9 protein-coding genes are annotated in these 12,508 nt (G+C 58.1%); 6 read left to right on the top strand and 3 right to left on the bottom strand.

Annotation, left to right across the window (positions count from 1 at the left end; all coding sequences use genetic code 11):
- Window positions 1-12: 12 nt before the first annotated feature.
- Complete coding sequence (locus QTH87_RS01475; protein WP_286606283.1) at window positions 13-1,005, bottom strand: glycosyltransferase family 2 protein; 993 nt, start codon at window positions 1,003-1,005, stop codon at window positions 13-15.
- Window positions 1,002-2,972 carry a glycosyltransferase family 2 protein gene (locus QTH87_RS01470; protein ID WP_286606281.1) on the bottom strand — a complete coding sequence of 657 codons (1,971 nt, stop codon included), beginning with the start codon at window positions 2,970-2,972 and terminating at the stop codon, window positions 1,002-1,004. Before QTH87_RS01470 ends, QTH87_RS01475 begins: the two co-directional genes overlap by 4 nt.
- 113 nt (window positions 2,973-3,085) lie before the next feature.
- Between QTH87_RS01470 and QTH87_RS01465 the strand changes: the two genes are divergently transcribed.
- From QTH87_RS01465 to QTH87_RS01455, 3 genes are read left to right on the top strand one after another with little or no spacing between them, the layout of a single operon-like run.
- Window positions 3,086-4,504, top strand: coding sequence for a mannose-1-phosphate guanylyltransferase/mannose-6-phosphate isomerase (locus QTH87_RS01465; RefSeq protein ID WP_286606280.1), 1,419 nt, complete (start codon window positions 3,086-3,088; stop codon window positions 4,502-4,504).
- Window positions 4,501-5,304 (top strand): ABC transporter permease, encoded by an 804-nt coding sequence (locus QTH87_RS01460; protein ID WP_286606278.1) that lies wholly within the window; start codon window positions 4,501-4,503, stop codon window positions 5,302-5,304. Before QTH87_RS01465 ends, QTH87_RS01460 begins: the two co-directional genes overlap by 4 nt.
- A 6-nt stretch (window positions 5,305-5,310) precedes the next feature.
- Window positions 5,311-6,015: an ABC transporter ATP-binding protein gene (locus tag QTH87_RS01455; RefSeq protein ID WP_286606276.1), complete on the top strand. Its 705-nt coding sequence runs from the start codon at window positions 5,311-5,313 to the stop codon at window positions 6,013-6,015.
- Here QTH87_RS01455 and QTH87_RS01450 read toward each other — a convergent pair.
- Window positions 5,999-8,185, bottom strand: a complete 2,187-nt coding sequence (locus QTH87_RS01450; protein WP_286606275.1) for a glycosyltransferase family 4 protein — start codon at window positions 8,183-8,185, stop codon at window positions 5,999-6,001. The two genes, QTH87_RS01455 and QTH87_RS01450, sit on opposite strands and share 17 nt — an antisense overlap.
- 292 nt (window positions 8,186-8,477) lie before the next feature.
- Here QTH87_RS01450 and QTH87_RS01445 point away from each other — a divergent pair, with 292 nt between their 5' ends.
- From QTH87_RS01445 to QTH87_RS01435, 3 genes are all read left to right on the top strand, one after another.
- On the top strand, window positions 8,478-9,923 hold the full coding sequence (locus QTH87_RS01445) for a capsular polysaccharide export protein, LipB/KpsS family (protein WP_286606274.1): 1,446 nt from the start codon (window positions 8,478-8,480) through the stop codon (window positions 9,921-9,923).
- Between the two features lie 148 nt (window positions 9,924-10,071).
- Window positions 10,072-11,337, top strand: a complete 1,266-nt coding sequence (locus QTH87_RS01440) for a hypothetical protein (RefSeq protein ID WP_286606272.1) — start codon at window positions 10,072-10,074, stop codon at window positions 11,335-11,337.
- A 22-nt stretch (window positions 11,338-11,359) separates the two neighbouring features.
- Entirely contained in the window at window positions 11,360-12,508 is a 1,149-nt protein-coding gene (locus QTH87_RS01435) for a glycosyltransferase (RefSeq protein WP_286606270.1), read from the top strand.

The raw sequence follows: 12,508 nt of genomic DNA, 5'->3' as shown, positions 1-12,508 counted from the left end.
ATTGTCGGGCCCTCAGACCGACTCGAACAGGTCGCGCACCACACCGCGCACGCCGCGGCCGAACTTGTCGTAGCGGCCGGTCATGGCCTCGCGCAGCACCGGCAGGCAGCGCGCGACGCGCGAAGCCGGCAGCGCGGCCCGAAAGCGCTGGTGCTCGATCTTGTCGCGCAGCTTGTGGATCGTGTCGGGCGACACCTGGTCGCCGAGCGACAGCAGCCGTTCGAGCAGCAGTTCGGCCTTGCGGGCCCGCTCGTGATGCGTGGTGCCGCGCGACGCCAGCGCCTTCCCGACCTTGCCGAGGAAGGAATCGCGCCGCGCGCCGATCTGGTTGCTCTCGTGCTGGCGGTAGTCGATGAGCGGATCCTCCAGCGCATCGACCCGGCCGACCGCGGAAGCCACGATGCCCAGCCATTCGTCGTGCAGCCATTCCCTGGGGAAGTCGAGCGCCTGCTCGAGCAGCGATCGCCGGAACAACGTGGTCGCCCCGGTCACGAGGTTGCGGCGCAGGAAGACGTCGAAGGCGCGGCCGCCATGGAGCCAGTCCAGTTCGAAGGGCTGGACCTCGAGCGCATGGAACAGGGTGTTGCCCAGCGGCTTGAGCGATCCGTCGACGAGGCGGGCGTCGGTGTGCAGGAGCAGCAGGTCCGGACGGCGCGCGAACTCGGCGTGCATGCGCGCGAGGCGCTCCGGGTGCCAGACGTCGTCCTGGTCGCTGAGGGCGATCAGCTCGCCGGTGCAGGCGCGCACGGCCTGCTCGAAGTTCTTCGTGACCCGCAGCGCGGGGTCGTTGCGGAAGGACCGGAAGGCGATGTGCAGGCCTGGCTTTTCCTGCATGCAGGCCTCCAAGGTGGCCTTGGCGACCTGGACGCCGTCGTCGGTGGAGGCGTCATCCGACAGCACGATCTCGGTCGGCGGCAGGGTTTGCAGGCAGATGCTGCGGACCTGTTCGGCGATATAACGGGCGCCGTTGTGGGTGCAGAGGGCTACGGAGATGGGGAGGGTCATGGCTGGGCGGCACCCGAGATCCACGGCACGCGGGGTGGCCAGGCGAGGCCGAAGTCCTCGGCGTAGACGGTCAGGTTCGGGTTGTAGGCCGGATCGTCGGCAATCAGCGGACCCCACTTAGATCGCATGTGCTCCTGCTCTCGATCGAAGCGCTCGCGCTTGGCCGGGGAGAAATCGGAGCCTCGCGTCGCGGATTCGTGATGGAACAGCTCGGCATAGGGTGTCCAGACGTTTCGGTAGCCGGCCTCGCGCAGTTTCAGGCAGAAATCGACGTCGTTGTAGGCGATCGTCAGGTCGACTTCGTCGAGCCCGTCGACCTGCTCGTAGAGCGCTTTGCGCACGATCAGGCAGGCGGCGGTCACTGCCGAGAACGATTGGGTCGACACGCTGCGCCGCATGTAGCCCGGCTCGCCGGCGGGCAGGTCCTTGTTCGCATGGCCCGCGATTCCGGTCGCGCCGCCGACGCCCAGCAGGACGCCACCATGCTGGACCGTCCCGTCCGGATACAGCAGCTTGGCCCCTACGGCGCCGACACCGGGCTGCAGCGCCAGCGAGACCATCTCCTCGAGCCAGTCGGGCGAGATCAGTTCGATGTCGTTGTTGATCAACCCGAGCACAGTGCCCCGCGCCCGGCGGGCCGCCATGTTGTTGAGCGCCGAGTAATTGAATGGCCGGTCGTCCCGAATCACGGTGATGCCCGGCTGGCCATCGAGTGCGGCCAAATAGGCCAGGGCCTGGGGCTCGTCCGAGCCGTTGTCGACCAGCAGCAGTTCGTAGTTGGGATAGGTGGTTAGCGCGACGATGCTCTCGACGCATTGCCGAAGCAGTGACAACCCGTTGCGGGTCGGGATGATCAGCGTGACGAGCGGCGGCTCGGCGGGCAGCGCGTAGCGCAGACGGCGCACGCCGTCTCCTGGCGCCACTTGGGCAGTGATGCCAGAGCGATCCAGGTGTTGGGCGAGAGCGCGCGCTTCGTGCGCCGATGCTTCGTCATCCAGGCGCGCCGGGACATTCGCGCCCGCCTTGTGCCACAGCACGCGAGGAACTCGGAGCACCTGGGCCGTGCGCAGGCGCTCGACACACCTCAACAGGAGGTCGTAGGAAGTCGCGTCTGCGAAGCCGTCACGCATCCCCCCGACGTCTCGCAGCAACGACGTCGACCAGGCAACCGCCCCGGCAATGTAGTCCTGCGCATGGAACAGGTCCGGATTCCAGTCGGGCTTGAATCGGGGAGCGCAGCGTTGCCCCGACTCATCCAAATGGTCGTGGTCGCAATAGAGGATGCCGACCTCCTCGCGGCCTGCGGCCTCGGCCGCGAAATGGCCGAGCGCCCATGGCGGCAGGACATCGCCCGGCTCGAGCCACAGGGTCCAGTCGCTGCGCACGCGTTCGAGCGCGCAGTTGAACGCCGCCGCCTTCGACCCGCCCGCGGCGCATTCGCACAGCTGGACGCGATCTCGCACGGGCCCGGCCTCGGCACGCAAGCCCTCGGCATCGGCCAACGCTGCGGGCTCGACGACGATCAGCAATTCCCAGTCGGGATGGCCCTGAGCCCGGATCGCATCGATCGATGCGGCTGCCGCCTGCATTTGGTCGGGGCGTGGCGCCAACACGATCGCGAAGGATGCCCGTGGAGGCGTGCCAGATGCGTCGGCCGCCTGCAGGCCCTGCCCGCCGGGGGCCGCTGTGTCATAAAGCCGGACCCATTCGGCGTAGTGGCGCTGCGCCTTCGGCGGCGGCCGATTGCGTGCGGCCTTCCCTTGCAGCTGCCGGCTCATCCAGCGCAGCGGTGCGGACACGCGCCAGCTGGTGGACTGGCGCAGCGCCTGCAATTGCTCCTCGAGCCCGATCACCTCGGCGGTCAGGAGCCGGACCTGGCGGTGCAACTGGGCCTTGTCGCGATCGATACTGCGCGGTCTGGGGCCTTCCGGCTGATGGGCTGCCGGCAGGATGGGCTTGGTGGACATCGATCGTCAGTTGCGGAAGGAATGCATGATTGGCGGGACCCCGGCCCGCGGCTCCGAACAGGGGCCGGGGTCGGACCGGTAAAATTATCGCCCGTCCAGATATCAGGAAAAAAATGCGCTTGCTTTCAGTTGTGCTCTCGGGAGGCGCAGGATCCCGCCTGTGGCCCGCGTCGCGCCAGGCCTTTCCGAAGCCCTTCATGAAGGTCGGCGAATCGACCCTGCTCCAGCAGGCCATCGAGCGCGGGCAGGCCTGCGGCACCGGTGACCTGATGATCGTCACCAACAAGGACCATCAGTTTCTTACCCTCGACGTGCTGCGCCAGATGGTCGATCCGCCCGATGCCACGTTGCTGCTCGAACCCAAGGGCCGCAACACCGCCCCAGCGATCGCGCTCGCGGCGCTGCAATGCATTCGTCAGTTCAGCGGCGACACGATCATGCTGGTGCTGTCGTCCGACCATCTGGTGCCTGATGTTGCCGCCTTCGTTGCCAGCGCGAGCGAAGCATTCAGGCTGGCCGCCAATGGGGCCTTGGTGACCTTTGGCATCAGCCCCACAAGCCCCGACACCGGTTTTGGCTACGTCGAGGTGGAGCATGTTTCGCGCGAAAGCCAGAGGGCCAAGCGCTTCGTTGAGAAGCCCGATCTGCAAACAGCTCAGGAGTACCTCGCGACGGGGCGCTACTACTGGAACAGCGGGATGTTCTGCTTTACGGCGGATGCCATCGTCGAGGCCTTTGAGGCGCATGCCCCGGGCCTGCTGCGCGCGGCCCGACAGGCGATCGACACATCGCAAACGACGAACGGCGCAGTGCAGTTCGATCTGCACACGTTCGGCTTGCAACCTGACATCAGCATCGACTATGCAGTCATGGAGCGCGCCGATAACGTTCATGTGGTGCCGGCCAAGTTCGGTTGGAGCGACGTTGGATCGTGGCCTTCGGTGGCCCGGGCGCACAATGCCGACGCCAGCGGCAACACCATGCCCGCAAGTGTTGTGGCGTTCGACACCACCGGCACGCACGTCCAGGTTGAAAGTCACGGCCCGAAGGTTGTGGCGACGCTGGGCGTACACGACCTCGTGATCGTCGACACCCCAGATGCGCTGCTGGTGGCGCACAAGGACAATGCACAGGACGTCAAGCGGATCGTCGACTCACTGAGGTCGCGCAATCACGAAGCAGCTCATTTGCCGGCCGTCGTCCATCGCCCCTGGGGCACCTATGCGTCGCTTAAGGAAGAAGAAGGCTATAAAGTCAAAAGAATTACCGTCAAGCCGGGACAATCACTTTCGCTCCAGTATCACCATCAGCGAGCAGAGCACTGGGTTGTCGTTCGCGGGACCGGCCTCGTGCAGATCGGCGACACAGAACACCCCACCTATCCTGGCCAATACCGCTATATCCCGCTCAAAGAGAAACATAGATTGACAAATGTTGGCGAAGACGAACTGGTACTAGTCGAAGTTCAGTGCGGCTCCTATTTGGGCGAGGACGATATTGTGCGACTGGCAGATACGTACGGACGGTCATGAGCCAAGCACATTCCAACTTGCACCGCACCGCGTGGACCGACTGGTGGGACGGCACTCGACGAACAGACATCTGGTGGACTCTGGCCTGGTTCGACATCGTGCTGCGCTACCGGCGCTCTATGCTAGGGCCGATCTGGCTGACGCTGAGCATGGGCGCGATGATTGGCGGTATGGGGCCGCTCTACAGTTCCTTGTTCGGGACCGAGCTCTCAAAGTTTTTCCCGCATCTCGCGCTGGGCATCATCTTCTGGGGATTTTTCTCCAGCATGGTCACCGAATCCTGCAATGCCTTCATAGGTTCTGCAAACTACCTAAAGCAAGGCTATTTCCCGATCAGCCTTTTTGTTTGGAGAACAATCGCACGCAACTTGATCCAGTTTGCTCACCAGATCGTGCTTTATATCCCTGTGGCCATATGGGCCGGCATAACCTTGTCGTGGTCGGCTCTTCTTTTCATTCCCGCATTCCTGCTGGTACTCGTGAATGCGCAGGCGCTTGGGCTAGTTCTGGGGCTGGTTTGCACGCGGTTCCGTGACGTGACCCAGATCGTAACCAGCGTCATGCAGATGTTGATGTTTCTCACCCCGGTATTCTGGTTGCCATCCAGCCTGCCAGGTCGCGCTAAATATGTCCTGTGGAATCCGTTCGCACAGATGCTCGACCTTCTGAGGACGCCGCTGATGGGCGGCGTTGCCGAGGCTCACAATTGGTGGGGGATTTTTGGGTGGACGGCTCTGAGCATCCTGGCTTCATGCCTGCTTTTTGCAAAGTATCGCCGCCGCGTCGTCTACTGGCTCTAATAAATCATGGCTTTAATTTCCCTGAAAAATGTATCGGTGAATTTCCCGATCTATGGAGCTGGCGCAGCATCATTCAAGAAGACTATCGCTGCCTCCGTGACCGGCGGCCGCTTTGGAAAGGAAACCGGCGTCAATGTCGTTCAAGCGTTGAGCGATATCAACCTGGAATTGCGAAGCGGGGATCGCTTGGGACTGGTGGGTCATAACGGCGCGGGCAAATCGACCCTGCTCAGGGCCCTCGCCGGGGTTTACGAACCCTCCTCCGGAGAATTCGTTCGGGAAGGAACGGTTTCGAGCCTGATCGATCCATCCCTGGGGATCGAAGTCGACGCCACGGGCATAGAAAACATCATGCTTCGTGGATTGGTCATGGGCATGGGCAAGAAACAAATCGACCAGTTAACGCCCGAAATCTGCGAGTTCAGCGGCCTCGGCGAATACGTCAACATGCCCGTTCGAACATACTCGACCGGCATGTTGATGCGTTTAGCCTTTTCGATTTCGACCAGTATCCAGGCAGATATTCTTTTAATGGATGAATGGCTATCCGTCGGTGACGCAGAGTTTACGGAAAAAGCGGAGCAACGAATGAAGGACGTTGTGGCGAAATCCGGAATTTTGGTGCTCGCTTCTCATTCTCCGGCCCTCATTGCCAAAGAATGCAATCGGGTCATCCATCTCGAGCATGGCAGAATTATTTCTCAGGAATAATTGATTCAGGAAAGTTGAACGTGCGATGGAGCATCTGCGAATCCTTCAGCTCATTTAAGCGGGAATGCATCTTGATGCCGGCGCGCTTTACGCCCAATCGATCGTTTGCATCCCGCTGAGCTGCGACACCAAGTGCTCGCGCCCAATCTTGATGGTCGAATACTTTACGCATTAGTTCCGCCGCATGGTTGGTCGACGGCGCGGCCCATTCGGACTCGGCGGAATATGGCGGCATGTCTGGCCCGACCTTGACTAGCGTGTAGTCCACCAGCAAGCTGTTGCCAGAGTCCATGAAGTCGACGTTTCCGGAAAAATTCGTTGCAATCACTGGCTTTCCTAACAGCATTGCTTCGGCCATTGTCAATCCCAGGCCCTCGCTGCGATGGAGCGAAACATAGGCATCGCACACGTCGATCAACGACAACATTTCGTCGGGCGTGTAGACGTCATTGACGATGATGACGTTAAGGTCAGACGCGGCTTGAAGTAGGCGTGCAAACTCTTCCGCATGCCGGTCTCCGAACGATGTCTTCAATACCAGTGTCACTTGCTCGTCAGTGGTAAACGCCTGTCTAAAGGCTTCGATAAGTCCCAGCGGGTTCTTTCGCTCCATGACGCTCATCATGTGAAACGCGAAGAGGAAAAGGAACGAACTCTCGGGAAGGTTGAAGTCTGACTTGCTTCTCTTGCGATAGGGGGCGAGACGCACCCCGGGAAACATTGTGCGAACTGGCGCGCGCAGCTTAGCCCGCAATCCCCTTGCAATGAACTCTGTTGCGGTCCAAACCTCGTCGACGCTCGCCGCTTGCTCGTGCCACGAGTCCGGAATGGAATCGAATTCCCAATACCAATACGCAATTCTGTAAGTTCGCGGGGAGCGCTCGTGTAGATCCGACAGCGCATAGGCCTGGCTGAAAAATGGCGTAGGTTGGGTATGGATCAAAGTCACTTGATGACATTCGGGCCCGTCGAACTGCACGTGAAACGGATCGTCGCGAATGTCCGTCCGCACGTCTCTCAGCGAAGTCGGCACATGCGACATCGACAACGCTTCGACCAAGGACTCCGCAGAGACGCGCAATCCCGATGGATAGCAGAAATGGCCGATCACATTCACGCCGACCTTGACCAAATCTGACGTCAATCGGACCCTGTCTGACCGTGCGCGCCAAGCGTTTACCGCAAGAGCGTAAGGTCTTGGCGACGCGGCCAGCCAGTCGAGCAAATCACCGGCTCGTTTTTGGTCGATGAGTGCTTCAGGGTGAGCCTGCTGCCAGTCGGCTCTGGAAAGATAAGCGAGGCGGATCTGCACTGGCGGTGATTGCCATTCGGGCCAGGTCGCGGGATCGATCCACTCGCCCATGCCGCCATAGGTCCGCACGAACCAGCGAGCAAACTCCTCCCGACCGAACACTGTCAAGCCGTCCGGAAAGCGCTGCTGCCATTCGGGCGTGAACGAGTGAGCGCGAGCCAGTTCAAGCGCCGGCGTCTCCGCCGCTTTGATGAATAGCCACCAGACCTCCTCTGCGCACAACTCGCTGTCGCGCAAGGCGAACCGGACGAACCATTCAAACAAGGCGGCACTTCCGGCCGGGGTCAAGCCGTGGGGCAGGAGATTGCGTATTCGCAGGTCATCCATAAAGACCCTGCGCGCAGTGCCCTCCACATCCTGCGAGAAGAGTGCTTCAACGTGCTGCCGACCCTCCTGCGTGAGTCCCAAGTAACGAGCATCTTCGCTGACCAGCCAGGCCGCAAATCCTGTGCCTGAGAGACTGGATAGGGGCGCGCGGGAGCGCCAATGGCATGCCTCGTCGCTGCGCAAGAAATCGATGCAGAAACGCATTGCGCTTCGGCGGTCAATGACCAGAGCGGCCGACTGCGGCTTCCATAGCACCACGTCGCAAGACGGGCCAAGCGCCTGCTGCAATCTGGCGACATCCCACGGATCAAGAGCGCGGCCGAGTCCCGCAGGAGTACAGGCCTGTGGAGCAGACAACCCGTCACGCTGACGCGCGACGAAAGACTCCAGAGCGTCAGCAGCAGCCTTGTCCTGCCGCCGTCTCCGCAGGAACCGTACTCTCGCGGAAGCGCGCCAAGGGGTTACCACCCACCACAACGCCTTTGCGGCCCGGCGAGCACTCGCCCGAAGTAGGCCGACCGATGTTTCCATGACCTAGATATCCTTAGTGTCTGAGCGCCCCAGTTTAGTGCTTCGACCGGGGGCCCTGATTACGCGATGCATTGCCCAACGTCAAGCAGACACAACTCTTTCGTGCTTGAGACACCTCCGGCAGCTACCCCGCTCAGCCGTCGCCAACTCTCAGAACTGCCATAATCACCCGCTAGTTCGAAAGACGTCTTCGTGAAGACGCTCACCGCTCACTCATCCCCGAGTTCCCCGCATCAACTGAAACAGTTACTCATTGTTTCGGCGCACAGAAAGCTCTGTCGGCGTTCGTTTAATGATCTTCTCAAATGCCTTTCGGGCGCCACGCCGCCCACGCGTACTGTTTATCGTCGAACCGTACCCATGTCGAAGCGGTGGACTTGATTTTGAAGTTCCGTTTTTGCACTTTCTGCGGCAAGCATTCATCTTGCAGCAGTCTGGCCTCGCGACCTGTTCGATCATTTGCTCGACGGAACTGGCAAAAAAGTACTCGCCAGAGATTCAGACTTACTCGCCGGATCGGGCAGGCATCTCGGATACACAGCCTTCAAACTGGCCGGAGGAATGGGAAAGTATTCTCAAAGGCTCGACTTCGCTCGCGTGGATTGGTTTCTACAAGGATATTTTCGATCTGGCTCAACCCGATGTTGTCTACATCTGGAACATGAACGAAACCGCCCGCCGGTTAGCGACGGCACGCGGGATAAATGTTCTTTTCATGGAACAAGGTTACCTGCGTTCTGTTTCCGGTCGCCGGACCACAATTGACCCACAAAATTACGGCCCCCTGTCGCTCTTCAGAGCGAGTCTCGATTCTGAAAAATTGAAGCGCCCATGCCCAAAGGGAAATGCATGGGCTTCAGATCATATCGTAGCCGACGTATTTGACGCATCAATTCATGGAGAAGGATTGAAAAGGAGCAGGAAGGCACGAATTTGCGTGCTCGGCCAAAAAGACGACGACGTCAATAACGTGCTTTTCAGTAATTTTTCGTGTCAACAAGAATACTTCCAGACGGTCACAGAAGCGCTGCTTCAAGTGCCAGAGATCGACATTACACTGCGCCCGCATCCGCTGGCAAGCTCAGCATCGGAGATCAAGAAGATCGCTGAGAAATCAAATATAGGTTTCGATACAAAAGGCGCAGACATCCGGCATGCCATCGGCGGTCACGATTGCTTCATCACTGTAAATTCGTCGGCTGGCTTTGAAGCCATCGCCTGTGGGCGCCCGACCCTCGTATTGGGCAGGGCTGGATACAAGGCCCCGCGCCAAGAATTTACATCAGCCTCCCACATCAGAGACTTCGTAGACACCGTCAAGGCCGGAAACTATTGGACCGAAGATGCGGTGAACTTCAAATCAAATATGCTGGACATGTACGTGAGCAACTTTTCGATCCCGAGTCATTTCTCGGGCTCCGGAAGAATTAACTCTGAGATCCAGTCCTTGGCAATGAGTTCGTCACAAGCTGGATGGCGACGATCATTCACGGGGCAAGCATCACTCATCTCAAAAATCCTGCAAAGCTCCAATCAATTCTATCCGGAAATGGAATCGGGAGCGATTAGATACCTTAATTTCCTTCAGAATTCCCACAACAGTGAGACGAGCAAATATATAACTGAGCTCCAATTCGAAAATTCAATTCGCATCAGCCAGCTCGCGCTTTTGGAAGCACAGGAGCCTCGAAATCCGAGCCGCAATTCGTCGGACTGCGGCCAGGATCGTCAGCCCTGAAAATCGTTACTTAATAGCATTATCAGACCGAAAGCAAGTCCACTCCGCGATACGCAGGCGGGGCATACTCTATGCTTGCAGGCCCCTTGTCCTGCGGAATGTCATCGGTAGTTTTATGGACAAAAGAGCAACATTGAGAGGAAATTCCTTGGGAGCACCGATAGTATTTGACCCGGTTTGTGGTTCTGCCAGAGGGCATAACTACAAGACTGCAATTAAATATGCAGAATGGATGATTGAAAATGGCCAGGGCCAGCCCGAAATCTGGATCCCTGAGAGTGATTGCGACCCCGCGGAGACCACTATCCCGGTCAAGAAGAACTTGCCGTGGGTCTACGAATACTTTCTACCGACGCAGAGTCGTGCACCACATCCCTGGCTCCAGCGCTTTGTTCGTCGCATCAAGCATGTAGCGCCCACTTCGAAGTTGGTCCGCATTGCACTTTCCCCGTTTTTCCTGCTTTTTCACCTAGTTAGTCTTAGGGGAATTCGAGGGTCACTAGGCAAGGCGCTAAAAAGCGAACCCAGCTTGCTGTTTATGCCCGGAGCAGATTTGTTCTCGATTCTGGCATTGCACGAACTTGCCAAGAAGGGACTGATCAAACCAGATCAGCTGATTGTGGTGCGGTTGATGGGCGTGATGGAAACGGCGGGGTACCTGCCTGGTTCGCACGAGATGTATTTGACCGCCTTGCAACTCCTGACGGCGCATAGACTTAGAATCTTGATTTCGGGTGAAACCGAAAAATACGCCACTTTTCTCGAGCGACAACTGAAGATCAACGTTCCGGTGACTCACATTCCGATTCACGAGGCGAAAACAACTGTTGTTCCGGCGAGCCCAAATTCCTCTCCAACCACTCGCAACGTTGTATGCCTTGGAGGTGCGAGAGCGGACAAAGGTTATTTCGAATTGTTTGAGCATGCTCAACGATGCCGCCTTACTTGGGGCAGGTCTATGCACTTCTACGTGCAAAGAATGTCGCCGCAAAATCCTGAGTACAACCTGACCTATGAACTGGCACTGGCACGCAGCATCAACGTGACATTGCTGCCCGCTTATCTGGAAGATGACGTGCTTTTTTCTTGGATCGCCCGGTCTGACGCTGTGTATCTGCCGTACTCCACAGGCACCTACGCACAGCGCGGTTCTGCGATATTGTTCGACTCGCTTCCGTTTGGAAAACTTATTGTCGGCCGTCGAGGCACCGGTTTTGGCGACAGCATCGACAGTTTCGGGCTAGGCGTCACCTTTCATGACTGGCACAGCCTAGACCGAGCCTTTGAGACAGTGATGCAGCAGAATGACGTGTCGCGCGAGCGCCTAAAAGCTCGCCAGCTTCGATATCTTGACACTTTGACGAACAACCTGGGGGACGTTACGAATGGAAAAAACATCGTGCGCATTTATTGATCACGTCTACCATCAGAAGACAATGTCCACCGTCTTCATCCGCGATTTTTTTAAGTCGCGGATGGAGGTGACGGAATATTGGATCGATGATTTTTCGGAGGAAAATCTCGACCGGATACTGAAAACGAAATTTGATCTATACGTCGTTTTTCAGTACGACTTTCTCTCTATATTTCTTCGTGCGCATGGGCGTCGAGTGGTTTCTGTTCCGATGTACGACGGATCCGGAGAAGCGCATCCTGCTCACTGGCTGCTTCAAAAGGGAGCGCTGATGCTCAATTTTTCGGAAGCATTGCATCAGACTCACGAAAATCTTTCGCTCGATTCGATCCAGCGCCAATACTTCCCGAAGCCATCGTCGGAATTGACGCAATCGTATGACTCGAAGAGAGTTTTTTTCTGGGAGAGAACGCCAAGTTCTGGCCTGTCCGCCACGTGGATGGCCGAGCAGCTCAAGAATTGGGTTACGCCGCCGTCGCATGTGCATCTCCACCTTAGTGCCGATCCATGCGAATACTCATCGATCCATCCCGACAATGTAGCTGAGCTTTTCCCGCAATCTATCGTAACCACTTCTACCTGGTTTGCAAAAAAGAGTGAGTTCTTGGACGTATTCGGCAAATTCAACATCTTCATCGCATCACGCCCAAACGAGGGAATAGGGTTTTCTTTCTTGGAAGCCATGTCTCACGGCATGGTCATCTATGGCCTCGACCGTCCGACACTAAACGAGTACATAGAGAATGGACGAACGGGATACCTGCTGGGCCACCTTCATGCTGGCATCCATGAACCCTCTGCGGAAGAAATGCATAGGGTCGGATCCGCGGCACGGCGGAAGAGCGAACTGGGTCGCGGCGCGTGGGAAAGCGGTTTGGACGATCTGCACGAAAGAGTCGAACGGTATGTTTCCACGGCCCCACCAGCGGCCCTCCATAATTTGAGCCCTCGACAAGCAGCACGAATTGCCTATTATTTCTTCAATGATACCGCGGCCTACAACGTTGCCTGCGTGCAAATTGCACGTGAAAATCGGCTTGAGACGAACGACAAACAGTTGCAGACCACGCGACTTGCGAGAATTTCCGAGAAGCTGACCGATCGACCGGTCATGCGCTCGGTAGTACGAGCTACATACCCCATGATGCGCCGCATCCTTGTTAGGAGATAA

Source organism: Variovorax jilinensis (genome assembly GCF_030316885.1).
In the GTDB taxonomy this organism is placed as follows: Bacteria; Pseudomonadota; Gammaproteobacteria; order Burkholderiales; family Burkholderiaceae_C; genus Variovorax; species Variovorax jilinensis.
Note: the sequence above shows the minus strand (reverse complement) of the source record. Positions and strands in the feature narration are given on the sequence as shown.